This is a genomic window from Komagataeibacter rhaeticus (assembly GCF_011611525.1).
Taxonomy (GTDB): Bacteria; Pseudomonadota; Alphaproteobacteria; order Acetobacterales; family Acetobacteraceae; genus Komagataeibacter; species Komagataeibacter rhaeticus.
On record NZ_CP050139.1, the window covers coordinates 322551 to 347722 of the forward strand.

Consider the following 25172-nt stretch of genomic DNA (forward strand, 5'->3'; position numbering starts at 1 on the left):
GGGGTGTACATGAAAAAGGCGCCGGGACCTGTGTGGTCCCGGCGCCCTTGCCTGTGTCCGTGTTCCCGCAGGGGAGATGCGGATCAGACGGAGTAGTACATCTCGAACTCGGCCGGATGCGGGGTGTGCTCGAACTTGAACACTTCCTGCCACTTGATTTCGCAGTAGCTCTCGATCTGGTCCTTGGTGAACACGCCGCCAGCCAGCAGGAACTCGTGGTCGGCTTCCAGCGCCGTCAGGGCTTCACGCAGGGAACCGGCAACGGTCGGGATCTGCTTCAGCTCTTCGGGGGGTAGGTCGTACAGGTCCTTGTCCATCGCCTCGCCGGGGTGGATCTTGTTCTTGATCCCGTCCAGGCCAGCCATGAGCATGGCGGAGAACGCCAGGTAGGGGTTCGCGGTCGGATCGGGGAAGCGGACCTCGACGCGCTTGGCCTTCGGGCTGGTCGCGTAGGGGATACGGCACGAAGCGGAGCGGTTGCGGGCCGAGTAGGCCAGCAGCACGGGGGCTTCAAAGCCCGGGATCAGGCGCTTGTAGGAGTTGGTGGACGGGTTGGTGAAGGCGTTCAGCGCCTTGGCGTGCTTGATGATGCCGCCGATGTAGTACAGTGCCTCGTCCGACAGGTCGGCATAGCCGTTGCCGCCGAACGTGGGCTTGCCGTCGCGCCAGATGGACTGGTGGACATGCATGCCCGATCCGTTGTCGCCATAGATCGGCTTGGGCATGAAGGTTGCCGTCTTGCCATAGGAATGGGCAACGTTGTGCACGCAGTACTTGTAGATCTGCATGAAGTCGGCCGAGCGGACCAGCGTTTCGAACTTGGTGCCCAGCTCGTGCTGCGACTGTGCCACCTCGTGGTGGTGCTTTTCGATCGGCAGGCCCATTTCGCCCATCGTCGTCAGCATTTCGGCGCGCAGGTCGCTTTCGCTGTCAACCGGCGCCACGGGGAAGTAGCCACCCTTTACGGTCGGGCGGTGGCCCATGTTGCCTTCGGGATAGTCTTTCAGCGAGGCGCCGGGGCCTTCGATGCTTTCAAGCTCGTATTTGCCGAAATTCGGGCCGGTGCCAAAGCGCACGCTGTCAAAGATGAAGAATTCGGCTTCGGGGCCGAAGAAGGCGGTGTCACCCAGGCCGGTGGACTGCAGGTACTGCTCGGCCAGCTTGGCGGTCGCGCGCGGGTCGCGGTTGTAGAACTGCCCGGTGGACGGCTCGATGATGTCACAGATCAGGATGAGCTGCGGCTTGGCGGAGAACGGGTCCATAACCGCGGTGGTCGGGTCAGGCAGCAGGATCATGTCACTTTCGTTGATGGCCTTCCATCCGGCGATGGAGGAGCCGTCAAACATGAAGCCTTCGCGGAAGGTGTCTTCTTCGATCGTGGTGACATACTGGGTGGTGTGGTGCCACTTGCCACGCGGATCGGTGAAACGCAGGTCAACCATCTCCACCGCGTTTTCCTTGATCATCTCAAAGACCTTCGCGATGGCCTTGGTGGAATGTGACGGCGTGGAGGCCGCGGCCGGGGCCTGTGCTTTTTTTGCCATGTTTAAATTACCTGTCCTGACTTTGGTGTGCCGTTCCATGCGGCGCGGTGGCTATGGTTACGGAAACGCAAGGCTGCTGTCGATAGTCCTGCCGCCATGGGACCCATGTCTGCATGACGGCTCAGACCGCATCGGCCCCGCGTTCTCCCGTGCGGATGCGGATGACATCGGTCACCGGGGTGACAAAAATCTTGCCATCCCCGATGCGGCCCGTGCGGGCCGCGCCCATGATCGCTTCGATCGCGCGTTCGGTCATGTCGTCCGGGCACACGATCTCCAGCTTTACCTTGGGCAGGAAGTCGATGATGTATTCAGCGCCACGATACAGCTCGGTATGGCCTTTCTGCCGTCCGAAGCCCTTGGCCTCGATCACGGTTATGCCCATCAGACCGATTTCATGCAGGGCATCCTTCACCTCGTCGAGCTTGAAGGGCTTGATGATGGCCTCGATCTTTTTCATGCTGCTGTATCTGTCTTCCGTCTTGTGGCGCGGGGCCATACGTTGCCGTCTGTCTGGCCCGGGCAGGGTTGCATGGCTTTCGGTTTCAGGCAATCGGATGATAAGGCAAAAAGAACAGGCGCGCACCGGCCGCACAGGTGCTGGGACAGGATTGATACGATGAAACCCGCGAACGCGATGCTTTCGGGACTGCCGACAACCATTTTTACCGTCATGTCCGCCCTGGCGGTCCGGCATGACGCCATCAACCTGGGCCAGGGCTTTCCCGATGCCGAAGGCCCGGCCGACATGGTGGAGGCGGCAGCCGGCGCGCTGCGTGACGGGCGCAACCAGTACCCGCCCCTGGCCGGCCTGCCCGAACTGCGCACGGCGGTCGCGCGCGCCAATGCGCGGTTTTATGGAATCGAGGTCGATCCCGCGCGTGAGGTGGTCGTGACCTGTGGCGCGACGGAGGCCATCACCGCCTCGCTCATGGCGCTGGTCAACCGGGGCGATGAGGTGGTGGTGTTCGAACCGCTGTACGACACCTACCTGCCGGTGCTGGAAATGCTGGGCGCGACCGTACGCACGGTGCGGCTGGCCCCGCCACGGTGGGACCTGCCGCGCGCGGAACTGGCGGCGGCCTTTGGCCCGCGCACCAAGGCCATCGTGCTCAACACCCCCATGAACCCCACCGGCAAGGTGTTCACGGCCGATGAACTGGCCTTCATTGCCGGGCTGCTTGCGCGGTACGATGCCTATGCGGTGTGTGACGAGGTGTACGAGCACCTGACCTTCGCCCCCGCCCGGCACCTGCCGCTCATGACGCTGCCGGGCATGCGGGAGCGCACGATTCGCATTGGCAGCGCGGGCAAGAGCTTTTCCATGACCGGGTGGAAGGTGGGTTATGTCACTGCCCCCGCGCCGCTGGCCGACCTGGTGGCCAAGGCCCACCAGCTGCTGACCTTTACCGTGGCCCCCAACCTGCAGCGCGCCGTGGCGGTGGGGCTGGAGAAGGATACCGCCTATTTCACCCGGCTGGCCGAGGGCATGCGCGCAAGCAGCCAGCATCTGGCTGATGGCCTGCGCCAGGCCGGGTTTGGCGTGCTGCCGTGTGATGGCAGCTACTTCATCATTGCCGATATCGCCCCGCTGGGCTTTGCGGGCGGCGATGTGGCGTTTTGCGAGCAGATGACGGCGCGTGCAGGCGTTGCCGCCATCCCGGTTTCCGCCTTCTATGACAGTCGGGGCAGGGACATTCCCGACCGTTATGTCCGCTTCGCCTTCTGCAAGCAGCCCGCCGTGATCGCGGAAGCGGTCGCGCGCCTCCAGACGGTGCGTGAGCGGCTGTGCACGGGAAAAATCATCGAAACCCAAAAAGGGTAATTGACGCGCCCGGACGGCTTTTCTATATAGCAGCGCAGTTGTGGCGGACGTAGCTCAGTCGGTAGAGCGCCGGTTTGTGGTACCGGTTGTCGCGGGTTCGATCCCCGTCGTTCGCCCCACTGCCTTTTCCCCTTATGAAATCATGCACCCGCAAAGGTGCGCGCCAGACCCGTCGCCAGTGGCGTGGGCGTCAGGCCAAGCCGTGCCCGCATGGGGCCGATGTCGAATATCTTGTCTTCCATAAGCCGCCGTATCTCGGCGGGCCTGATGCGGGGCAGTCCCGGCACGGGCAGGCGGGCCAGCAGCATCAGCGCCGCTCCCGGTACCGGCACGACCGGGCGCGGGCGCAGGCCCGCCGCCAGGGCGACGGCGCGGGTGAAATCCCGGTAGGCAACCTGCTCCCCCCCGGCAATGACAAGGCTGTGCGGCCCGTCCCATTCCCGGCCCAGGGCCACGATGATCGCATCCGTTACGTCTCCCTGCCAGATCGGCTGGATACGCGCCCGCCCGCCGCCAGGCAGGGGCAGTACCGGCAGGCGGCGCATCAGGGCGGCCAGGCGCTGTACGTTATCCTCCCCCTGCGCGCCATAGATCATGCTGGGATGCAGCAGCACGCCCCGGCGGCCCGAGCGGGCAAAGGCCCGCGCGCCCGCCTGCACGCCGCGTGCGTGGGAATCGGGCCAGCGGGTGAAGATGCGCGTACTGCCCAGTGCCACGATCCGCGCCCGTGGCGGTGCCGCCGCCAGGACAGCGGGCAGATGGCGGGCATGGGCGGTCAGGACAATGGCGGTGGCATCCGCCAGCGCTGCGCGCAGCCCGGCCTGTCCCGCTTCAAGATCGGCCACCCGTGCGGGACCGGCCATGCCGCCCGCCTGCCAGTGGGGCAAGCTACGGACTATGGGCACGACCGTGTCCCCACGCAGCCTCAGGCTCTGGCACACGGCCAGCCCCGAGCGTCCGGTCGCGCCGATGACATGCACCGGGCCACCGATCCCCCCCATCAGGGTGTGGAAATGGTCAGGCCCAGCGGGGCCGCGACCGACGGGTCGCCCGCCATGGACAGGGCAACGCCCAGCATCATCAGGTTGACCGGCTTCATCGGGCGCAGCGCGATCTGTAGCGGATGGTCCTGCGGGGACTGCAGGAAGCGGCCCATGGCGCGCATCGAGGCATCATCGGACGTGGCCAGCATGGCCAGCAGGCCCTGGCGGTAGGTCTCCACATCCGTGTTGCGGCTTCTGGCCAGCCCCGCCACGATATGGCTGGCCAGTGAGCGGTCTTCCCATGTCATGGCGGCGGAGACGATGCGCGCGGTTTCGGGAATGATGGCCATGTCGTCAAACGGGATCTGGTCCAGTTCCGCCACCACGGACAGGTTGCCCATTTCCGGTGCCTCGACTGTCAGCGGTTCCAGGTGCACATGGCCAGCACTACGGTCGCTGGTGCTGTTGACATGGATGTTGCCGGTAAAATGGTCATAACCGAACGCATTGAGGATGGAGGGATTGTCCGTCCCGGTGGACCAGAGCGTCAGGTTGGTCAGGTTCGTGTCCATCTTGTCCTCCGTCTCGGTGGAGAAACGCGATGTGGTGACATGGTCGATCTGGAGCATGGGGTGGGTGCTGGCGATCTCCACCTTCTTCAGGTCCATGGTCTGGGGATGGCGCTCATGGACCAGGTGGCCGGACTGGATCAGGCTTGCCACCTCGCTGGCGAAGTCCGGGCCGTCAAGCTGTATGTGCTCGACCGCGATGCGGCGCGTGGGGGTCAGGTTGATCTGGGTTGCCAGTTTCTCCAGATCGAGATGCGAGGACCGGCCCAGCCCGTACTGGCCTATGGTCATGCGTCCGATGGTCACATCGGTCTGGCTGGCGGGTATGGCCAGGTGCAGGTTGGTGAAGGTGCCCGTATCCAGCACAAGCGAATCGAAGCCCAGCGGGCGGGCCGTCTCCGCCGTGACGCGCGCGGTATTGGGCATGACAAGGTTGCCCAGCGCCACCTGGTCAAGCGAGATGGTGCTGTCCTGCGTCATGACCTTCACGTCACGCAGCACGATGCTGCCAATCTTCTCGCCCTGCACGTTGTTGCCGGTCAGGCCGCCCAGCCGCACATCGGCCGCGACCAGCGTCATGGCCGGGTTGTGATAGGTCACCGCGGTAAAATGCGCGCCACGCGCCAGCGTGCGCGGCCGGGCCGTGGCATAGCTGAACGTGGCGCCGGGCCCGAGGGAGGCACGGAAGTCGGCAATGCCGGCCTCCAGCCTGCGCTGGGCGAAGTGATGCACCCCCCAGCTGCCAACCAGTAGCACAAGTATGAGCAGGGGGATGGCGGGATAGAGTTTCTTCACGAGCCTGATATCCGTAATGACCTTGAACCGAGTGCTATCGCATTACGGCCCCCCTCGGCAATCGCCCGTGGGGAAGATGAGGCGGGAAAGATGGTGGTATCATGATACCACACACGATTTTTTACCGGAAAAATGCCGTCCATACGGGATTATGTGCTTGACGTTCGTGTGCCGTACGGATGATAACGCGCCACCTGTTACCGCTACATTACCGGACGGAACACTGAATCCATGAAGACCACACTTTCGCTGAAACCCACCGAGGTGACGCGTGGCTGGACCCTGATCGATGCCGAAGGCCTCGTTCTGGGCCGTCTGGCCGCCATCATCGCCCAGCGCCTGCGCGGCAAGCACAAGCCGCAGTTCACCCCGCATGTTGATTGCGGCGACAACATTGTCGTCATCAACGCCGAGAAGGTCCGCCTGACCGGCAACAAGGTGGACCAGAAGCTGTTCCATTACCACACCGGCTACCCCGGCGGGATCAAGGAACGCACGATCACCCAGCGCCTGACCGGCAAGAACCCCGGTCACGTCGTGCGCAAGGCGGTCGAGCGCATGATCACGCGCGGCCCGCTGCAGCGTGCGCAGATGAAGCACCTGTACGTCTATGCCGGCAGCGAACACCCGCATGAAGGCCAGAAGCCGCAGGTACTCGATGTCGCGGCGCTGAACCGCAAGAATGCCGTCAACACCCAGAAGGTCGGGGGCTGAACCACATGTCTGAAACCCAAGAACGTACAGGCACGCTGGCTGACCTGAAGGAAGCCGTGGCTTCCGGCCAGGTCGTTTCCTCCCAGGAAGCGGCACCCGTCTATGAAGCCAAGCGCGATGCGCAGGGCCGTTCCTATGCAACGGGCCGCCGTAAGGACGCGGTTGCCCGCGTGTGGATCAAGCCGGGCAAGGGCGACATCATCGTCAACGGCCGTCCGGTCGGCACCTATTTCGCCCGTCCGGTCCTGCGTATGCTGATCACGCAGCCTTTCCTGGTGGCTGACCGCTACAACCAGTTCGACGTGTACTGCACGGTCGTTGGTGGTGGCCTGTCCGGCCAGGCCGGTGCGGTCCGTCACGGCATCAGCCGTGCGTTGACCCATTACGAGCCTGCGCTGCGCAGCATCCTGAAGGCCGCTGGCTTCCTGACGCGCGATTCGCGTGTTGTTGAACGTAAGAAGTACGGCCGCGCCAAGGCCCGTCGTTCCTTCCAGTTCAGCAAGCGCTGATCCTGCTTTTCCCGTGGCGTGCCACGGGATACGGGTTCCGCAACGGGGTCGGTCCAGCAATGGACCGGCCCCGTTCTGCGTTGGGCCTGCTGTTCATCGGAACATGAAGACGCTTCAGAAGAACGCCGCCTTTTTTCAAAAAGGCGGCACCCAGAAACTTTTGTTATTATTTACAATATCCCCTTAGGCGAAGGGATTGGGCACCCTGGCCGCCTTGCGGGGCGGCAGGCTGTCGGGCAGGTCTGCCTGTGCATCCAGCGTATCGACCACCTGCTGCAGGAACGCCAGCAGCGCGCGGGCGCGTTCCAGCCCGGCCTTGTCGCGGCTGAGATCGGTCTGGCCATAAAAGGCGATGCTGTCGGTGCCATTTTCCACCGTCATGCCGCCAATGGTGCGGCTGGTGCCGTTATCGGCAAAGGGCACAAGCCCCGTGGCGGCAGGGCCGGGTCTGGTGGAATGGGTGGTCATGGCTGTCTCTCCTGTTATCAGCGGGACTTTTACCAGCGGTAATGGGCATGCCGCCGTGTGGTGTGGCGGCGTGTATGGGTTGTGGTGCGCACGCGGCCATACGGCAGGGTCATGCAGTTCTGTTTCATGCGTGCGGGCAGGGCGGGAAAGGGATCGATCCCGGTCATGCGCGTCAGTTCCGCTACGCTGACATGGCTGCAACCGGGGTTGCGGGCCACATTATGGCATACATAAACCCCCGTCTGCTGCCGGGCGGGCGTATAGACGGCTTTCCATGTGGATGTCGGCACCAGCACCCGGTCGCGGCCTATGGCCGACAGGCTGCTGCCACGGAAGGCGGGGCCGGTCACCACGTACAGTTCCCCGGCACGCAGGGTCAGGCGGCGCAGGTCCGATTCGATCATGGCCCATTTTTCCCGGTTCAGCGCCGCGCGCTGGGGCACGATATTGGACAGGGCAAAGGTTTCTTCCTGCGTCTGCCGGTCCGGCATGTCGCCCGAAGGCGCCATGTGCCCCCGGTCGAAGCCGGAGCGGACATAATCCTCCAGCTCCGCGCGTGACCCGGCGGGGATGCGGGCATCAGGGTGGAACGTGCCCTCACGCGGGGTGGACATGGCCGCCCGCACCATTGCTTCATCCAGATGTTCCGCCGCCCATAGCGGTTCGCGCGCCAGACCTGAATACAGCACCGCGAACCGGCTGCTGCACAGGATACGGGTCTGTGGTGCCATGCGGGGATTGTCCAGAACGGGCAACTGGCCGTCTGCGCCCAGGGCCGTGCAGTCCTGCGCCCGGGCGGCATGGCAGGCCAGCAGGGCCAGAACGCCAAAGGCGGCATGGAGCAGGCAACGGGCGGCGTGGCATGGGGCCATGGACTGGTGTTATCCATCTGTTCTGGTAAAACGGGTGTATTCATAAACATCCCGCAGGGCAGGGCAATGGTGCAGCAATCCGGTTCAGGCCGTCCCGATCCCCGTTTTGTCCTGCGTCGGAATGAACTGCCGCCCAGCCGGCGTGAGCGCCTGATGCGTATCGGGCTGCGTGTGGTGACCGTCGTGCTGCTGGCGGCGGCGTTGACCGATCTTGTGTTCCGCCTTGTCCGGCATGGATAACAGGGCTGTTTCCAGAGCAGTCCATTGATAAAAAATAGTAAGAGGCTGTTTGATCAGTCAGCTCATGATAGCGCTTTAAAATTAAAGAAAGTTTTTGGTGAAGCTTTTTGCAAAAGCTGCGAAAGAACGCCGCCTTTTAAAAAAAGGCGGCGTGCCCTGGGGCTTTTCGGGCAAAGCTTGACCAGCAACGTCCTGATCATCCGCCGGATGCTTCAAGGGCAGGCCATGGTCTTTTAAGGCACCATGCCCGGTTTCTGGTCCGGTGGGGGCAGATCGGCGGGGTCGGGGCCATGGGCCAGGGCAATGGTTACATCCACGGTTTCCTGATTGACCAGCGCATCAAATATCGGATCCACCACCGGGTTCTGCATGTCGGATGTCATGGCGCCCAGTTCCATGTGGGTCCAGTCGATGCGGTCATGGGCCTGGCGGGTAAAGTCAAAGTCCAGCATGGGGTGGGACCGGCCATCGGGCGCGGTATAGGACCAGGTGAAGTGACAGCGCGCGGGGGCGCCGCGCTGGGTGAACAGCGCATGGACGAAGCCGGGGGTCACATCCGTCTGCATCGCGTTCATCAGATAATGCGGGGCCGCCTGCCGCAGCGCGGGGGTCACCTGCGTGCTGAACAGCCCCGCCCGCACCATTTCAGGCACATGCGCCATGAAGGTGGTCTGGTTGATGCCAAATGCCACCCGGCAGGGGACCGCACTGGTAATGCGGGTTTCCACGCCCCATGCGTGGGCGGTGCTGCGTGCATCCGTCAGTGGCGCGGGATAGGACGCGGTGCCCGCGGCGTGGGCCGTGGCAGCCCATATGCAGCCGGGCAGCGCCAGGCACAGGGCCAGCGCGCACCATGACAGGGAACGGGTTGGGGCAGGGGGGAAGGCATCGGGGCAGGGCAAGGACGGGCACCAGTCGTACTGAGGGAAACGGGAGCGGCCATGGTACGCAACCGCCGCCCCTGTTTCTGTCATGGTGGGCCGCATGCTGTCACCCCCATCGTGCCATCCGGGTGCGTGCAAACAGTATGGCCGTGTCCTGATACTCTGGAACAGGTAATGAAAAGAACAGATGTTCATGAAATTATGTATCTGTTCTGTAATGATACGAATTCGATCTGTACAGATTTTAAAATGCCATTCAAATGACATAATAACCGGGTTTTTACCCCATGCCCAAACGGGTGCGACAGGGTAGGAAAAAACATGGGTTTGGGGAGGCAAGTCCTTATTACAGCATGTTTTTTCAGAACCTTTTGCGGGAACCGCCAGCACCTCGCCGCGTTGGCGGGCAAGTGATGCAGATAACGGCAAGACGCCGGCAGGCAGCATGGCCATACAGCGCCATGCGCGGCCGTAACCGGCGCTTCAGGTCAGGAAACCATGTTTGATTCAAAGATCATAGAAGTTGATGGAGTGTTCGTGGGGGCTGCCATCATAACCGGCATTGCGACATCGCTGCGCTTTTATGCCACGCATGAGAGCGTGCGTTCACTGCACAATACCCTCATGCCCGACCTTGCGGCCCTGCGTGCATGTGTCACGGCCACATTCCGGCGCATGGGGCAGGGACGGCGGGGCCTGCGTCAGGCGTAAGGCCGGCCCCGCAGGACGGGTGGGCCAGCAGGCTGCCCAAGGGTGGCCTGCTGACAGGAATGGAAGTTTCCGGCTGTCGCCTTTTTGCGGAAAGGCGGCGTTCTCTGAAGCTTTTTGAAAAAGCTCCACCAGAAACTTCCTCATGATTGCGGGATTTTCTGGGGCTGGCTTTTCAGGCAACCCCTGACGGAAAGACCCCGGCGGCCCGGCCCCGGGGTCTCCCCTGCTACCGGCTGGTGCGGCGGCCCAGCTGGCTGACATCGCGCACGGCACCCTTTGCCGCGCTGGTGGTCAGCGCGCTGTAGGCCTGCAGCGCGACCGAGACCTCACGCTGGCGGTCAGGCTGCCAGGCGCGGTCGCCACGCTCTTCCATCGCATCGCGGCGGGCGGCAAGGTCCGCATCGCTTACGGTGGTGCGCAGGATGCGGTTGGGGATGTCGATCTCGATGGTGTCGCCTTCCTCCAGCAGCCCGATAATGCCGCCTTCCGCCGCCTCGGGCGAGATATGGCCGATGGACAGCCCCGAACTGCCGCCCGAGAAGCGGCCATCGGTAATCAGCGCGCATTTTTCCGCCAGCCCCTTGGATTTGAGATAGCTGGTCGGATACAGCATTTCCTGCATGCCGGGGCCGCCCTTGGGGCCTTCGTAGCGGATCACCACCACGTCACCCGCCACGATTTCGTTGCCCAGGATGGCCGAGACGGCGGCATCCTGACTTTCAAAGATACGGGCAGGGCCGGTAAAGGTCAGCAGGTTCGGGGCCACGCCCGCGGTCTTCACGATCGCACCGTCTTCCGCCAGGTTGCCAAACAGCACCGCAAGCCCGCCATCCTGGCTGTAGGCATGCCCCGCATCCCGGATTGCGCCATTCGCCCGGTCGGTATCCAGTGCTTCATAGCGGCTGGACTGGGAGAACGCCTGCGTGGTCCGCACCCCGCCGGGGGCGGCGCGGAAGAAGGTGCGCGCCGCCTCATCCGCCGTACTGGCGCTGATATCCCATTTTGCCAGCGCCGTGCTCACGCTGGGGGCATGCACGCTGGGCGCGTCCAGGTGCAGCAGGCCCATGCGCGCCAGTTCCCCCATGATGGCGGGAATGCCACCGGCGCGGTGCACGTCCTCCATATGGATGTCCATGCGTGAGGGCGAGACCTTGCACAGGTTGGGCACCTTGTGGGAAAGCCGGTCGATGTCGGACATGGTGAAATGCACCTTGCCCTCATGCGCCGCCGCCAGAAGGTGCAGCACCGTATTGGTCGAGCCCCCCATGGCGATATCGACCGACATCGCATTCTCGAACGCGGGCTTGGTGGCGATGCCGCGCGGCAGGGCGGTGGCATCGTCATTCTCATACCAGCGGCGTGCCAGGGCCACGATCTCGCGGCCCGCGCGCATGAACAGGTCGCGCCGGTCGGCATGGGTGGCCACAAGGCTGCCATTGCCCGGCAGCGCCAGGCCCAGCGCCTCGGTCAGGCAGTTCATGGAATTGGCGGTAAACATGCCCGAGCACGACCCGCAGGTGGGGCAGGCCGAGCGTTCGATGGTGGCGGACTGTTCGTCACTGACATCCGCATTGGCCGCCGCCACCATGGACGTGATCAGGTCGGCGCGCTGCTCGGTACCGTTATTGAGGATCTTGCCCGCTTCCATCGGCCCGCCGGAGACGAAGATGGTGGGGATGTTGAGCCGCATCGCCGCCATGAGCATGCCCGGCGTGATCTTGTCACAGTTGCTTATGCACACCAGCGCATCGGCGCAGTGGGCATTGACCATGTATTCCACCGCATCGGCAATCAGCTCGCGCGAAGGCAGGCTGTACAGCATGCCGCCATGGCCCATGGCAATGCCGTCATCCACGGCAATGGTATTGAACTCACGCCCGATGCCGCCCGCATCCGCCACGGCACCGGCCACCAGCTGGCCCAGGTCCTTCAGGTGGACATGGCCGGGCACGAACTGCGTGAAGGAATTGGCGATGGCGATGATCGGCTTGCCGAAATCACCATCCTTCATGCCGGTTGCACGCCACAGGCTGCGCGCACCGGCCATGTTGCGGCCATGGGTCGTAGTGCGGGAACGATAGGCGGGCATGACAGTGACCTCTCGCGTCAATCTGGTTAGCATCAAAGGGGCATGAAGTTGCCTGACCGCATACAGGACGCGCGACTGTCGCGCCAGTCCAAACCTGCCGTTAACGGTGCCCGGCCATGATGGGGGCAGGGCTGGGCCGCAACTCCATGTGCGACCATCCGTTCATCTGATATCCCCTCCGCCCCCGCACAAGGAGTACCAGCAGCATGCCGCAACCGGATCATTCCACCGTCCCGCCCGGAACGGCGCGGCGCAGCGTCCTTGCGCAGATACGGTTTCCGGTCCTTGGGGTGCTGGCGGTTGCAGTAATGGCGCTGGTCATTTTCTGGTCGTGGGACTGGTTCATTCCCATGGTGGAACGCCGGGCCGGGGCGGCACTGGGGCGCAGGGTTACGCTGGCGCACCTGCATGTGCGTATCGGGCGCGTGATCCGCATCACGGCTGACGGGGTGAAGATTGACGAACCGGACGGCTTCACCACCCTGCCGCCATTTGCCACCGCCGACCACCTGATGGTGGGCCTCAACCTGTGGCACCTGCTGGGCGGGACGGTGGACCTGCCGGTCATCGCGCTGGACAGGCCGGTGGTGGAACTGAACGGGAAGCGTGATGGCACCGCCAACTACCGGTTCCCCGCCAGTGGCGGTGGCGGTTCGACCGCCATGCCGCGCATTGGCGAACTGGATATCGATGCGGGCCAGATGCATCTTGTCCATGCGGGCCTGCGCAGCGACATGCGCGCGCAGGTGCACACCACGCCGGGGCAGGGGGACGTGCAGCCCCGGATCGTGGCCGATGTGCGCGGCACCTATGCCGGGCAGGCCATGACCGGGCATTTCTCGGGCGGGGCGCTGGTCTCGCTGGCCGACCGGACCCGGCCGTATCCGGTTGATGTGGACGTGCGCCACGGCCCCACGCGGCTGACACTGGTGGGGACGGTGGATGATCCGCTGTCCTTTGCGGGCGCACGGCTTAGACTGACACTGGCCGGGCCGGACATGTCACTGCTCTATCCGCTGACGGGCGTGGTGATCCCCCAGACGCCCGCCTACCATGTGGCGGGCAGCCTGGATTACCATGACCGGCGGGTGCGCTTCCGTGATTTCGAAGGCGTGGTCGGTTCCAGCGACCTTGGTGGCACGTTGAGTGCGGACCCCCACCAGACCGTGACGTTTGTCGATACCGACCTGCATTCACGCCATGTGGACCTGGCGGATCTGGGCGGGTTCTTTGGCGCGACGCCGGGCGAGCATCCCTCCACCACGCAGCAGGCGGCGGAGGAAAAGGCGCATGCGGCGAGTGGCGCCGTACTGCCCACCACGCCCATCAACATGCCCCGGCTCAAGGCGACCAATGTTCACCTTGCCTATCATGGTGACCATATCGAAAACCGCCATACCCCGCTCGACAACATCGACGTGCTGGCGGATATCCGTGACGGCACGATCGATGTCCATCATCTCAACTTTGCCGTGGGCAAGGGCACGCTGGCCAGCAGCGGCACCTTCGTGCCACAGGGCGATGGCATGGATGCGCGCATCCGCATCGACATGGAGCAGATCGACCTGGCCCGCCTGATGCAGGCCATGGGGCACAACCTGCATGGGCAGGGGATCATTGGCGGCCATATCGTGGTGCATGGCCATGGCCGGTCGCTGGCCCAGATTGTGGGCAATGGCGATGGCGGCATTACCATGGCGCTGGATGACGGGGGTGATATTTCCGCAATCCTGCCCGACCTGCTGGGGCTGGAACTGGGCAAGGCGCTGCTTTCCGCGCTGGGCCTGCCCGCCCGGACCGACCTGAAATGCCTGATTGCCGACATGCCCCTGCAGGATGGTGTGTTCCACACCCGTACCCTGCTGCTGGAAACGGGTGATACCCGCACCGTGGGCAGTGGTGACATCCGGTTCAGCAACAATACCATCGACTACAGGCTGCTGACGCATTCGCGGCACTTCGCCATCGCGTCCTTCCCCGGCCCGCTTTACATCACCGGGCCGCTCAAGGACCCCAGCATACGGCCGGGGGCGGAAATCATTGGCCGGGCCGTGGCGTCGGTGCTGACGGGTTTCGTGTTCTCGCCTGTCGGCCTGCTGCCCACCATTGAAGGGGGGGTGGGCAGGAACTCATCGTGCGCCAGTGCCATCCGGGAGGTGAACGAGAACCCGGCCGCGGGCATTGCCCCCCATGCTTCCCACCCGGTGCGCCATGGCGCGCATGGCCGGAGCACTTCCGCCCGGCACGGCGCGACAGCGGACCATACGGATGGCGGCGGGAGCGGTGCGAACGGGCTGGGTGCCGCCGAACGCGCGCGCATCCGCGCGGCCTGGGCGCGCAAGATGGCAGCGCACTGAAGGATGGAATCCCCGCTTGACCATGCGGGGCATTTCGGCAAAAAGGGACGGGTGCAGCAGGCAACCCGCAACAGGCGGGCCACGCCTGTCGCCATGCCGGGTTAGCACAGTGGTAGTGCAGCGGTTTTGTAAACCGAAGGCCGGGGGTTCAAATCCCTCACCCGGCACCAGACTTCCGTCCTGAAAATCATGAAGAAGTTTTTGGTGAGGCTTTTTCCCAAAAGCTTCAGGAAACACCGCCTTTCCTGAACAGGGCGGTGCCCGATACATCCGTTATTGCCAAAGCAGGCATTTACGCAAAAATCCGCTCCATCCACGCTTCCACCGTATCGCCGCTGCTGATGGCGGGGTCGATCAGCCCGTCGACCATGAAGGTAGGGGAGACGTGAATGCCGTTCTGGCGGGAATATCTGCACTGCCACTTGATGGCCTTCTGCAAGTCCGGCACGGCAAACGCCGCCGCCAGTTCAAGCCCGCTATAGCGTTCGATCCGCTTTATGATGTCATTGGGTGTCGCATCCATGTTGGGGCCGGCACAGTGGTCGGTGAACTCGAATTCCTCCCGGTGCGCGCCCACGGCGGCCATGACAGTGCGGGCGGCCTCACGCCCGGCCTCCAGTGTTGCGGCCGCAAGGATGCAGCGCACGATCACACCAGAGAACATATGCCACGGCTGGGACTGCAGGCGGATTTTGATGGTGATCCGCCCTTCCCCCGCGCGCGCCAGCAGGTCCGGCAGCTTGTCGAACGCGCGCACCGAGAACGGGCAGGTCGGTTCCAGAAAGGCTTCAAAAACCCTGGGGCCATGCCCCCATTCAAGCGGGGCGACGCGCAGTGGGGTGGCGGGCATGGTCAGGGTTCTCCCTTTGATGGTCGGCATCCCGGCCGTGTGTCACACGGTACGGTGGCATGGTGCGGAGTCTGCCGTGGTTGCGGGCATATAGGCAATCCCCCTGAAAGCCTGCATAAGGAGAATGTTTCCCTGTTTCCGTCCGGTGAGAATCATGTCCCGCTCCCTTTTGCTCAAGAATGCACTGCGTCTGGTCACGATGGATGCGCAGAGACGCGAAATCGAAGGTGGATGGATACTGGTCCGTGACCGGCAGGTGGCGGCCATCGGCACCCCCGCCGATCCGCTGCCCGTGGCGGACGAGGTGCTGGACATGACCGGCCATGTGGTGATGCCGGGTCTGGTCAATACCCACCACCATATGTACCAGACACTCACGCGCGCCATCCCGGCGGCACAGGATGCCTCGCTGTTCGGGTGGTTGCAGGCGCTCTATCCCATATGGGCGGGGCTGACGCCCGAGATGATCCGCGTTTCCGCCTGCACCGCCATGACGGAACTGCTGTGGTCGGGCTGCACTACCACCAGCGATCACCTTTACCTGTTCCCCAACGGGGCGCGGCTGGATGACGAGATCGAGGCGGCAGCGCAGATGGGTATGCGCTTTCATGCCGCGCGCGGGGCGATGAGCGTGGGGGAAAGCCAGGGCGGCCTGCCGCCCGACCGTGTGGTGGAGGATGAGGACACCATTCTGGCCGATACCCGGCGCGTGATCGAAACCTATCATGACCCGGCCCGCTTTTCGATGCTGCGGGTGGTGGTGGCGCCGTGTTCGCCCTTTTCCGTCAGTCGTGACCTCATGCGCAATGCTGCTGCCCTTGCACGGGCAACCGGCACCATGCTGCATACCCATCTGGCCGAGAATGCCAGCGACATTGCCTACAGCCGCGAAAAATTCAACATGACCCCCGCCGAATATGCCGAGGATACCGGCTGGGTGGGCCACGACGTATGGCATGCGCACTGCGTGCGGCTGGATGATGCGGGCATTCACCGCTTTGGTGCGACGCATACCGGCATGGCCCACTGTCCGTGTTCCAACATGCGGCTGGGGTCCGGCATTGCGCCGGTGCGTCGCATGGTGGCGGCGGGCATGCGGGTGGGGCTGGGGGTGGATGGCTCCGCCTCCAACGATGGTAGCCACATGCTGGGCGAAGCCCGGCAGGCCATGCTGCTTGGCCGCCTGCTGGAAACGGAGGACAACCGCTCGATGATGCAGGCGCGCGAAGTGCTGGAACTGGCCACGCGCGGCGGTGCCAGCGTTCTGGGGCGTGATGACATAGGGCATCTTGCCCCGGGCATGGCGGCCGATATCGTGGCGTTTGACCTGCGCGGGATCGACCATGCCGGTGCCCAGTCGGACCCCGTGGCCGCCCTGGTGTTCTGCACGCCGGGGCGGGTGGCATGCAGCATTGTCAATGGCCGGGTGCTGATCCGTGACGGGGTGTTTACCGCGCATGATCCCGCCCTGCTGGCCCGGCGGCATAATGAACTGGCCCGTCAGCTATTGCAGGGCTGACCGGGCCGCGGGTCACTCCACGGCCTGTTTACAGGTCCTGTTCAGGAACCATCCCGGGATTATCAAGAAATTCCTGGTGAAGCTTTTTTCAAAAGGCATCATGGAACGCTGCCTTTTTAGGAAAAGGCAGCATCCGGAAATTTTTTATTTTCATCTACCCACGGGTTATTTTTAAACACCTAGCGTCGGGGGGGCGACAGGCGGCGCAGGTAGGCGCGGTAGCCCCGCCGGCCCAGCATCTTCATGATGGGCAGGCTCAGGTTGAGCAGCGGCATGGAGGCAAGGCAGGCATGGGTGAACAGTTTGTCGAATACGGAACTGAAGCGCTCGCGGCTGCGATGTTTACAGCATTCAAGGATGCGCCGGGCCGTGACATCAGGTTCCTGCGGCGGGTCAATGAAATTGTAGATCGAGCCACCGGCGTTCATTTCCCGGCTTAGCATGGGGGTGTTGACGCTGGCGGGATAAAGGGAAGAAACCTGTATGCGCCGGGGCCGGAGTTCCTGTTCCAGCGCGCGGGCAAAGCCGCGCAGGCCGAATTTTGCCGCCGTGTAGACACTGCTGCCCGCCAGCGGAAAGACCGCCGCCATCGAGTTGACGAACACGATATGCCCGCCGTCGCGCATTGTGGGCAGCAGGGCATTGGTCAGTTCGATCGGGGCAACCAGATCCACCGCGATCTGGTCAGCCGTGACCGCGCTGTCCAGTTCACCCACGCTCTGCGGGGTAATCACGCCCGCGCAATGCACCAGTACGTCTATGGCAGGCGCATGGCTGGCAATGACGGGTGCGGCCGCGCGGATGCTGTTGCCGTCCGTCAGGTCACAGGGGACAATGGTGACGGCGGGCAGGTCCACCGTGCCCTGGCGTGAAAGGATGATGACCCTGTAACCACACCCCAGCATGCGCCGGACCAGTGCACGCCCGATTCCGCCCGTTGCCCCCGTTACCACCGCAACCCGACCGGGCCTGTCGTTTAAATCACTATTTTCCAACGATCTGCATACTTCCCTGACCGCAACGCCTGTCGTAGCGCCTGATACGCGCCAGACCGGATAGTCCGCAAGATGTTTTCCCGTTGCCTGACCGGGGCCATGGTATCGGCAATGGAATAATCCGTCGATAACCCGCGATGGCGACCATCGGTAAGCGTAAGCGGATGCGTTTATGGGGAAACGGGATGATGGCGAAGGAAACGGGATCGGCATGACACGCCTGCCGGTTCCATGGTCAGGAAAGGCTTGGACAGCGGCCGCGCCAGACTCGATGACCTTCCCGATATCCCGTTATGGATTTTGGCTGGAAAGGGATACGCATCGGACGCCTGACCTCAATGGCCTGTCGCTGCTGTCATCCATCTGGATCGAGTACTGACAGCCACCAATGTCCGAAGATGGAATGTTCTTCCGCAGGAAATCGGATGCTCCGTGTAATGCAAATTCTTTCATCTACACGGATAAAGAATTTCACAACTACTATAATAAATTTTTATTATGATTTCAGTATATTTGTTCTGAAAGGATTTATAAACAGCTTTCTGCAAAGAAATATCTACAATAAAGGCTCTTGTGAGTGCTGGTTGTAATCTCCCCAAATGTGCTGGTTGAAAATTCCCCAGTTTGAGGACTGTGCGTGATCGTCATGGGGGCATGCCCCCATGACGATCACGCGGCACATTTATCCCTGCTGATGCCAAAGGAAGGGCGAGCAGGTGATAGGACTCAGGGAGGTCGTTTTGATCCAGGAACTCAAAAGACAGGGGCTCAGCATCAGCGCCATCGCGCGCCAGACAGGGCTCGATCGCAAGACAGTGAAGAAGTATCTGGCCAATGCGCTGGATCGTGGAGCGCAGCTTTGCATGGCTCGGACGCTGCCGTCGCCTCACGAAGGATGTCGAGGCAACAATCTCTTCATCCCACGCGTGGTTGATGATTGCCCATATCCGCAGAGTTCTGCGAAAAATCAATCAAACCGCTTTCTGATTCAGGCTCTGATATTAGACGATCACCTCTGCGCATACCGATAGAACTGGGCAAAAATATTAAGTTTTTTAGACAATTACCTCGACGGCGCCTGCTTGCATAGCCAGCATACATAGCTTCGTAATCAATTAACACGGCTGTGGGAGTGCCCCCGCGCATCCATCCAGCGTAGAGTCGAAATGATACTTCCCATTGGGTTGGTTGATGAGCTTCTATTTTTAGCTTTTCTTCAATAATTTCTTCAATATGACGCAACGCTATCTCGCTATTTTCACCTCTTGATGCTGTTTTGTTTCGTAAAAAATGAGATCTTACCTGTGACCACCAGTCTACCAGAACGAAGCATCTTCTATAACTCACTTTCCACACCTTGATGTTGAAGCAATCGTTAATTTCCTTTCTTGTAGTAAGCCAAACTTTTTAACATAAGTCTATTGCATCATTTCCTATGTCTGACCTGCATGTGCACGCGAGTGAGTCAGGATGATCGTACCCAAGTCGGACATCTCGCCACCATTCCAGATGTGACGGTCGATTAGGGTTGTGCGGGTGAAAAGCCCGCCGAGACAGCATGGACCTAAAGGATTTGTTCTAGAAACTGCCAGATCGTCCAAAGCCAAATATTGTTTTAATTATGACTTTACATTCGCAATTTCTTATGCTTTATTGGAGTGCATAATATTGATCAGATATTTATGATGAAATCATCCTGATATTCGATTAGCTCAATAACATCGCGCAGATGTTCAATTTCAATCTCCGTCGTGTAATTTATGGTCCCCATGCTTTTATGACTGGGTTCGTGGCCCAGCATGGCGTCAATCCATATTTCGCGGATATCGGCCTTCACATTTCGCAGGCGTGTGGATACGGTATGCCGGAAACCGTGGAATGTGACAGCCAGAGGCAAGCCAATCCGCGTTTTATGTCGGGAAAACTCTGATGAGAATGATTGTCCGCGACTCCGGCTTTCGTCGCCTTTCAGTTCAGGGAGCAGGTATTCTTCGCTAGGTTTCATAAGGTCCAGAATGCCCCATGCAAGCAGTTTGGAATGGATGGGAACCTTGCGAATTCCTGCCTTTGATTTCGGTTTCCACGTCGTGATCCCATGTTTAACGTGTTCCCGGATCAGGAAGCAGGGGATGCCGTTAAGTTCCGTGATGTCTTCGTTTCGCAGATATGCGATTTCTCCAATTCGCATACCGCTATATGCGGCGATCATGACCATGGCCGCATAGGTTTTTTGTGACATGACGGTTGTTGTCCACTTTGAACGCGCCAGGGTCTTGAGTTCGGCATCGGTCCAAGCGCGACGGACAACCTTTTGACTTGTGTCGAATGACCAGCCTATCCACGGATTACGGGGCACAATTTCGCGATTGACCAGATCACGCCATGCCGGAGATATGACGGCCAGATGGTTCTTGATAGTCTTCTGGGATATCGGCTCCAGCCCTTCCACCAGTGTCCTGTCAATCTCTTCCTGAATGGACCGGCCAGCCCGGTCGCGTCCATGGTTGACATGAAGCGATGACAAAGCATCGCGGAAATCGCCAACTACGTTACCGTTGATTTTCCGGACATCCATATCCCCGAAGCAGGAGATAAACAGGCGCAGGCTCGTGCGCGTGACACGGCACAGCTTGTCATAAGACTGGGTATCTTTCGCCGTGGCTTTCTTATCCTTCAGGTGTTTCTCAATGACAGAAGATATTCGCATACGCGGTTCGGCCACGGGTTTCGATGGTTGCTGTATGGTCGAGGGCGGTGCGAGAGGTTCAGAAATGACGGTCAGCGGGGCTACTGGCGCCGCAGCAGGGCGGGAAGCCAGCGTTTGGTTGACTGTCAGGGATTGTTTAAGAAGGGACATCAGTTCCGCTTCGCGATCCTGATTCCCAGTCTTTTTAGCGATGTCTATTTCGTTGGTCAGGTTTGCAATCGTTGTGGCCATGATCGCATGGCGCTCTGAAACCTCTGAAATGAAGCGCTGGACAATGGATTCTTTGCCGGTAGGCAGGAATTCCGCAAGGGCCTTGATGTTTGCGGAAAGGTGTTCCTCACGCGTTTCAAAATCCGAAGGATGATTTTGCATCATCTTCCGCAGGTAAGCACCTAGATTGAATTTTTCTGGCAACCGACCAGTCCTTGCCACTGAAAAAACGCGCTCTGTCTCACCCTGTAACATACAGGCAAGAGATTTTGCAGTCCGTCGGCATGACGTGTCCAGCGATATCCAGATTTCCCGTTGGCCCATGGCCTTTCTGATGGAGACCGGGACAGTTCTCCGGAAATGATAACGGCTTCTGACAAGGGTGAGCACGCTCTACCTTCTCCCATGGCGTTATGGAGAAGGGTTTTGGAGAACACCACATCACAACCAAGCGATTATGGAAAATTCTTCAACGATTTCAATGAGTTAACATGGCGGAGAGAGTGGGATTCGAACCCACGGTACGCTATTAACGTACACACGCTTTCCAAGCGTGCGCCTTAAGCCGCTCGGCCATCTCTCCAGCCGCTACCGGATTCCAGACCATCCTGCGGATGGTGGTTCCCGATGCGGCGGAACATATCATCAAATTTTATTGGCGCAAGGGGAAAACGCCACGCCCATGCCATCTGCCCCGATTGCGCGGGGCAGGTGGCATGACAGCGACCTACTGGTCCATCTTGAGCGCGGCCAGGAAGGCGCTCTGCGGTATTTCCACCTTGCCGAACTGGCGCATGCGCTTCTTGCCTTCCTTCTGCTTGTCCAGCAGCTTGCGCTTGCGCGAGATGTCGCCACCATAGCACTTGGCCGTCACGTCCTTGGACATGGCGCCAATGGTCTCGCGTGCGATGATGCGGCTGCCGATGGCGGCCTGCACCGCGATCTTGAACAGCTGGCGCGGGATCAGTTCCTTGAGCTTGGCGCAGATCGAGCGCCCGCGCGTCTCCGCGGCCGAACGGTGGGCGATGAACGACAGCGCATCCACCGGCTCCTGGTTGACAAGGATGGAGATGCGCACAAGGTCGCTCTCTTCATACCCGTCCATCTGGTAGTCGAAGCTGGCATAGCCACGGGTGACCGATTTCAGGCGGTCATAGAAATCGAACACCACCTCGTTCAGGGGCAGGCGGTAGACCGCCATCGCGCGGTTGCCGACATAGGTCAGGTCCACCTGCATGCCGCGCCGTTCGCTGCACAGGGTCAGCACCGCGCCCAGATATTCGTCCGGCACCATGATGGTGGCGCGGATCCACGGTTCCTCGATCTTCTCGATCAGGGACTGGTCGGGCATGTCGGCGGGGTTGTGCAGTTCCGCCTGCTCGCCATTGGTCAGCTGCATGCGGTACACCACCGACGGGGCGGTTGCGATCAGGTCCAGGTCGAATTCGCGGCTCAGCCGCTCCTGGATGATTTCCAGGTGCAGCAGCCCCAGGAAGCCGCAGCGGAAACCGAAGCCCAGGGCCGCCGATGTCTCGGCCTCGTAGTGGAAGGAGGCATCGTTCAGCCGCAGCTTGGCCAGACTGTCGCGCAGCTTTTCAAAATCATCGGCCACAATGGGGTACATCCCGCACCACACCACGGGGATGGAGGGCTTGAACCCCGCCAGCGGGGCATCGGCCGGGCGACGGTCATCGGTAATGGTATCGCCCACATTGGTATCGGCCACGGTCTTGATGGCGGCGTTGATGTAGCCGATCTCACCCGGGCCCAGTTCGGCCACATTGGTCATGCGCGGCGCGAACACGCCCACCTGGTCCACCAGATGCACCACGCCGGTGGACATCATGCGGATGCGCATGCCGCGTTTCAGACGGCCTTCCTTCACCCGTACCAGCGTGATGACGCCCAGATACGGGTCGTACCAGCTATCGACCAGCAGGGCCTTGAGCGGGGCCTCGGCATCGCCCGTGGGGGGCGGCAGGCGCTTGACCAGCGCTTCCAGCACGGCTTCGATGTTCAGCCCGGTCTTGGCCGAGACCTCCACCGCGTCATCGGCGGGAATGCCCACCACTTCCTCGATCTGTTCCTTCACACGCGGGCAGTCGGCGGCGGGCAGGTCCACCTTGTTCAGCACCGGCACGATCTCGTGGTTGGCGTCGATGGCCTGGTACACATTGGCCAGTGTCTGCGCTTCCACCCCCTGGGATGCATCGACCACCAGCAGCGAGCCTTCGCACGCGGCAAGCGACCGGCTGACCTCATAGGCAAAATCCACATGGCCCGGCGTGTCCATCAGGTTCAGGACATAGGTCCTGCCGTCTTCAGCAGGGTAGGTCAGGCGCACGGTCTGCGCCTTGATGGTGATGCCGCGTTCACGTTCCAGGTCCATGTTGTCCAGGACCTGATTGGTCATTTCCCGCTGGGTCAGCGCGCCGCAGGCCTGGATCAGGCGGTCGGCCAGGGTGGATTTCCCGTGGTCGATATGCGCGATGATCGAGAAATTGCGGATCAGGGAGAGGGGCGTGTCGGTCATGGGCGAGACATAGTTGAAAATCGGGAGAAAGTCAGCCGCTACCTGCGGCCCGCATGCAAAATATCCGCATGCCTGCCGGGGCGGCGGGGCAGGTTACATGCAGGCCATCGTGATGCGGTGGATACGGGTCGCGCCATCCACGATGATTTCCTCCCCCTCTATGGCGGCAAGTCCCTTTATGCGCACAAGTTCGTGCACGGGGGCGGTGGCCGGTGCATCATGCCAGCGCTCCGTCACCATGCCGCAGCAGGCCGTGCCCTGCGGGGTATGCAGCAGCACCCGGTCATGCACCCGGATCGCGGCGGTGGGGGAGACGACCAGCGTGCCACCCTTGCGAAAGATCGGCTCCATGGTGTCGCAATCCACATGCACGGCATAGGAATGGTGGTCCGCCATGCCGTGGAATTCCCATTTCTCCCACCGTTCGCCTTCGGGCAGTCCGGTTTCATCAAACAGTTCGGGATGGGCAAGCTGGGAAAAGGGCGCGATCTTCAGGTGCGAATGATGTGCCCTGTTCGTGGTTTCGGGGTCGTGATGGCCCGACAGCAGGCGGCTGAAGCCCTCGAAGGAGATGCCGGTGGCCGACAGCGTGCGCGCAAGGCTTTCCGTGCCCGGCCAGCGCGGCCGCCCCGAAGGCGTGATCCGTTTGGAGGGGTTGAAGGTCGTGCTGTCCAGTCCCGCCGCGCGGGCCAGGCCGGAGGGGGTCAGCCCCCGTTCGGCGGCCAGGCGGTCGATGGCGCGCCAGATGTCGTCATGGCTGATCATGTCGGCTGTTTCAGTATTTCCGTTCTGTGGCGTGCATGGCCCTGTGTGGTGATTGTATAGCGCTGGTCATCCCCGCTGCTGCTGGCCAGTCCCATGCCTTCCAGCCGGTGCAGGCATGGCGCATCCCCCACGCCCGCGGGGCGGCCGGCCTGCCCGCTTAGTTTCAGCCGGTGCAGCGCGGAGCGGCAGCAGGATTCAAGATAAGGTTCATTCCACATGGGACCGCCAGGAAACAGGGGACAGCATGACCACCATCGCATGATGTTACTGCCAGCCGGGTTGGATAGATGTGGCGGATATGCTTGCTCCTGTCACATAGTGGCATTATTGCGGCATGTCCACCACGCGGGGCGGCATTGCCTGCATCAGAATGGTAGGTGGCATGTGCGCGGCGCGTTACGTTTTTCAGCAATTGATCCCTATATCCAGCGCGGGATGGTCGCGCATTGTCATATTTTTGACCGATCCCTGCCACAGGCTTACGCAGCATTCAGGTAGAAAACCCCTTTGACCAAGGTTGTGTCCATGAAATTCCGCAGATATCTTCTTGCTCTTTCCGTTTCTGCCGCCACCATTACCGGGGCGGCCGGCGCAATGGCGGCTGACTGCAGCAGCCAGAACGCACCCGGCTGGGATGTGCTCGACCGCGCGGCGCAGGCGGGGGACTGTGCCAACAACCGGCTTCAGTCCTATCGCAACAACGTGGACCAGAACGTACAGAATCGCGAGCAGAACCTGCGGCAGGGCTATGACAACCGGGTCAACGACATGAAGCAGGATACGGTTGGCAGGTGGGACAGCGCGCGTGACAACGCCGAGCAGAAGCTGGCGGACCAGCGCTCACGCGTTGATGACAAGATCCAGAACGGTCGTGACCGGCTGGACGCGATCCGCAACGCACCGAAGAACCGGCTGAACGACCTGCGCAACGCGGGCAGCCAGGAACGTCAGCGCTGGGATAATCTCAAGGAAGGCACCCGTTCGAACATCGACAGTTTCCTCGGTGGCGGCAGCCAGCAGGGCAACCAGTAGC

Annotated in this window: 24 protein-coding genes, 3 tRNA genes and 3 pseudogenes; 13 read left to right on the top strand and 17 right to left on the bottom strand. The window is 61.7% G+C overall.

Features of this window, described 5'->3' with window-relative positions; translation table 11 throughout:
- Positions 1-83: 83 nt before the first annotated feature.
- Positions 84-1544, bottom strand: a complete 1461-nt coding sequence (gene glnA, locus GWK63_RS01470) for a type I glutamate--ammonia ligase (protein WP_007396884.1) — start codon at positions 1542-1544, stop codon at positions 84-86.
- A gap of 121 nt (positions 1545-1665) precedes the next feature.
- The gene (locus GWK63_RS01475) at positions 1666-2004 is read right to left on the bottom strand and encodes a P-II family nitrogen regulator (protein ID WP_034927296.1); all 339 of its coding nucleotides are present in this window, start codon (positions 2002-2004) and stop codon (positions 1666-1668) included.
- Between the two features lie 159 nt (positions 2005-2163).
- Here GWK63_RS01475 and GWK63_RS01480 point away from each other — a divergent pair, with 159 nt between their 5' ends.
- Positions 2164-3369, top strand: a complete 1206-nt coding sequence (locus GWK63_RS01480; RefSeq protein ID WP_007396882.1) for an aminotransferase — start codon at positions 2164-2166, stop codon at positions 3367-3369.
- A 43-nt stretch (positions 3370-3412) separates the two neighbouring features.
- A tRNA-His gene (locus GWK63_RS01485) sits at positions 3413-3488 on the top strand.
- 21 nt (positions 3489-3509) lie between these two features.
- Here the strand turns inward: GWK63_RS01485 and GWK63_RS01490 are convergent.
- Together GWK63_RS01490 and GWK63_RS01495 are read right to left on the bottom strand one after the other, a co-directional pair.
- On the bottom strand, positions 3510-4370 hold the full coding sequence (locus GWK63_RS01490; protein ID WP_039998475.1) for an NAD(P)H-binding protein: 861 nt from the start codon (positions 4368-4370) through the stop codon (positions 3510-3512).
- Positions 4370-5716, bottom strand: a complete 1347-nt coding sequence (locus GWK63_RS01495; RefSeq protein ID WP_007396880.1) for a hypothetical protein — start codon at positions 5714-5716, stop codon at positions 4370-4372. The genes GWK63_RS01490 and GWK63_RS01495 overlap by 1 nt, the downstream gene beginning before the upstream one ends.
- Before the next feature lie 231 nt (positions 5717-5947).
- Between GWK63_RS01495 and rplM the strand changes: the two genes are divergently transcribed.
- The gene (rplM, locus tag GWK63_RS01500) at positions 5948-6430 is read left to right on the top strand and encodes a 50S ribosomal protein L13 (protein WP_007396879.1); all 483 of its coding nucleotides are present in this window, start codon (positions 5948-5950) and stop codon (positions 6428-6430) included.
- A 5-nt stretch (positions 6431-6435) separates the two neighbouring features.
- Positions 6436-6939, top strand: coding sequence for a 30S ribosomal protein S9 (rpsI, locus tag GWK63_RS01505; protein ID WP_007396878.1), 504 nt, complete (start codon positions 6436-6438; stop codon positions 6937-6939).
- A 183-nt stretch (positions 6940-7122) separates the two neighbouring features.
- Here the strand turns inward: rpsI and GWK63_RS01510 are convergent, their stop codons facing one another.
- On the bottom strand, positions 7123-7407 hold the full coding sequence (locus tag GWK63_RS01510) for a hypothetical protein (RefSeq protein WP_007396877.1): 285 nt from the start codon (positions 7405-7407) through the stop codon (positions 7123-7125).
- A gap of 29 nt (positions 7408-7436) precedes the next feature.
- Entirely contained in the window at positions 7437-8279 is an 843-nt protein-coding gene (locus GWK63_RS01515; RefSeq protein WP_007396876.1) for a DNA/RNA non-specific endonuclease, read from the bottom strand.
- A 66-nt stretch (positions 8280-8345) separates the two neighbouring features.
- On the opposite strand from GWK63_RS01515, the gene GWK63_RS01520 reads away from it, so the two are divergent.
- The gene (locus GWK63_RS01520) at positions 8346-8519 is read left to right on the top strand and encodes a hypothetical protein (protein ID WP_166498085.1); all 174 of its coding nucleotides are present in this window, start codon (positions 8346-8348) and stop codon (positions 8517-8519) included.
- Positions 8520-8752: 233 nt separating this feature from the next.
- Here the strand turns inward: GWK63_RS01520 and GWK63_RS01525 are convergent, their stop codons facing one another.
- Entirely contained in the window at positions 8753-9493 is a 741-nt protein-coding gene (locus GWK63_RS01525; protein WP_223846612.1) for a hypothetical protein, read from the bottom strand.
- 408 nt (positions 9494-9901) lie between these two features.
- Between GWK63_RS01525 and GWK63_RS01530 the strand changes: the two genes are divergently transcribed.
- Positions 9902-10114, top strand: a complete 213-nt coding sequence (locus tag GWK63_RS01530) for a hypothetical protein (protein WP_007396870.1) — start codon at positions 9902-9904, stop codon at positions 10112-10114.
- Positions 10115-10340: 226 nt separating this feature from the next.
- Here GWK63_RS01530 and ilvD read toward each other — a convergent pair whose 3' ends face one another.
- Positions 10341-12203 carry a dihydroxy-acid dehydratase gene (ilvD, locus tag GWK63_RS01535; RefSeq protein WP_039998473.1) on the bottom strand — a complete coding sequence of 621 codons (1863 nt, stop codon included), beginning with the start codon at positions 12201-12203 and terminating at the stop codon, positions 10341-10343.
- Positions 12204-12409: 206 nt separating this feature from the next.
- Here ilvD and GWK63_RS01540 point away from each other — a divergent pair, with 206 nt between their 5' ends.
- Positions 12410-14560, top strand: coding sequence for an AsmA family protein (locus tag GWK63_RS01540; RefSeq protein ID WP_007396868.1), 2151 nt, complete (start codon positions 12410-12412; stop codon positions 14558-14560).
- A 95-nt stretch (positions 14561-14655) separates the two neighbouring features.
- A tRNA-Thr gene (locus tag GWK63_RS01545) sits at positions 14656-14730 on the top strand.
- 122 nt (positions 14731-14852) lie between these two features.
- Here the strand turns inward: GWK63_RS01545 and GWK63_RS01550 are convergent.
- On the bottom strand, positions 14853-15410 hold the full coding sequence (locus GWK63_RS01550) for a DsbA family protein (RefSeq protein WP_039998497.1): 558 nt from the start codon (positions 15408-15410) through the stop codon (positions 14853-14855).
- Positions 15411-15564: 154 nt separating this feature from the next.
- Between GWK63_RS01550 and GWK63_RS01555 the strand changes: the two genes are divergently transcribed.
- Positions 15565-16929 (top strand): 8-oxoguanine deaminase, encoded by a 1365-nt coding sequence (locus GWK63_RS01555; RefSeq protein WP_083824377.1) that lies wholly within the window; start codon positions 15565-15567, stop codon positions 16927-16929.
- Positions 16930-17108: 179 nt separating this feature from the next.
- On the opposite strand, the gene GWK63_RS01560 is transcribed toward GWK63_RS01555, so the two are convergent.
- On the bottom strand, positions 17109-17882 hold the full coding sequence (locus GWK63_RS01560) for an SDR family NAD(P)-dependent oxidoreductase (protein ID WP_223846613.1): 774 nt from the start codon (positions 17880-17882) through the stop codon (positions 17109-17111).
- A gap of 253 nt (positions 17883-18135) precedes the next feature.
- Here GWK63_RS01560 and GWK63_RS01565 point away from each other — a divergent pair, with 253 nt between their 5' ends.
- From GWK63_RS01565 to GWK63_RS01575, 3 genes and pseudogenes are all read left to right on the top strand, one after another.
- On the top strand, positions 18136-18303 hold the full coding sequence (locus GWK63_RS01565; protein WP_157772020.1) for a hypothetical protein: 168 nt from the start codon (positions 18136-18138) through the stop codon (positions 18301-18303).
- A gap of 337 nt (positions 18304-18640) precedes the next feature.
- Positions 18641-18778, top strand: a pseudogene (locus tag GWK63_RS17150) (helix-turn-helix domain-containing protein); the annotation flags it as partial.
- Positions 18750-18911, top strand: a pseudogene (locus GWK63_RS01575) (transposase); the annotation flags it as partial. The pseudogenes GWK63_RS17150 and GWK63_RS01575, both read left to right, overlap by 29 nt.
- Here GWK63_RS01575 and GWK63_RS01580 read toward each other — a convergent pair.
- The 7 genes and pseudogenes from GWK63_RS01580 to GWK63_RS01605 form a co-directional block, all read right to left on the bottom strand.
- Positions 18840-19271, bottom strand: coding sequence for a hypothetical protein (locus GWK63_RS01580; RefSeq protein ID WP_146750218.1), 432 nt, complete (start codon positions 19269-19271; stop codon positions 18840-18842). The pseudogene GWK63_RS01575 and the gene GWK63_RS01580 overlap by 72 nt on opposite strands.
- A gap of 325 nt (positions 19272-19596) precedes the next feature.
- Positions 19597-21045, bottom strand: a complete 1449-nt coding sequence (locus tag GWK63_RS01585) for a tyrosine-type recombinase/integrase (protein WP_007398786.1) — start codon at positions 21043-21045, stop codon at positions 19597-19599.
- A gap of 66 nt (positions 21046-21111) precedes the next feature.
- A pseudogene (locus tag GWK63_RS17440) lies at positions 21112-21165 on the bottom strand (hypothetical protein); the annotation flags it as partial.
- 168 nt (positions 21166-21333) lie between these two features.
- Positions 21334-21424: transfer RNA gene (locus tag GWK63_RS01590), tRNA-Ser, on the bottom strand.
- A 144-nt stretch (positions 21425-21568) separates the two neighbouring features.
- Positions 21569-23374: a translation elongation factor 4 gene (lepA, locus tag GWK63_RS01595; protein ID WP_007398788.1), complete on the bottom strand. Its 1806-nt coding sequence runs from the start codon at positions 23372-23374 to the stop codon at positions 21569-21571.
- A 93-nt stretch (positions 23375-23467) separates the two neighbouring features.
- Positions 23468-24139, bottom strand: coding sequence for a helix-turn-helix transcriptional regulator (locus GWK63_RS01600; protein WP_007398789.1), 672 nt, complete (start codon positions 24137-24139; stop codon positions 23468-23470).
- On the bottom strand, positions 24136-24357 hold the full coding sequence (locus GWK63_RS01605) for a hypothetical protein (RefSeq protein WP_034927156.1): 222 nt from the start codon (positions 24355-24357) through the stop codon (positions 24136-24138). Before GWK63_RS01605 ends, GWK63_RS01600 begins: the two co-directional genes overlap by 4 nt.
- Before the next feature lie 307 nt (positions 24358-24664).
- Between GWK63_RS01605 and GWK63_RS01610 the strand changes: the two genes are divergently transcribed.
- Positions 24665-25171, top strand: coding sequence for a hypothetical protein (locus tag GWK63_RS01610; RefSeq protein WP_039999175.1), 507 nt, complete (start codon positions 24665-24667; stop codon positions 25169-25171).
- Position 25172 lies beyond the last annotated feature (1 nt).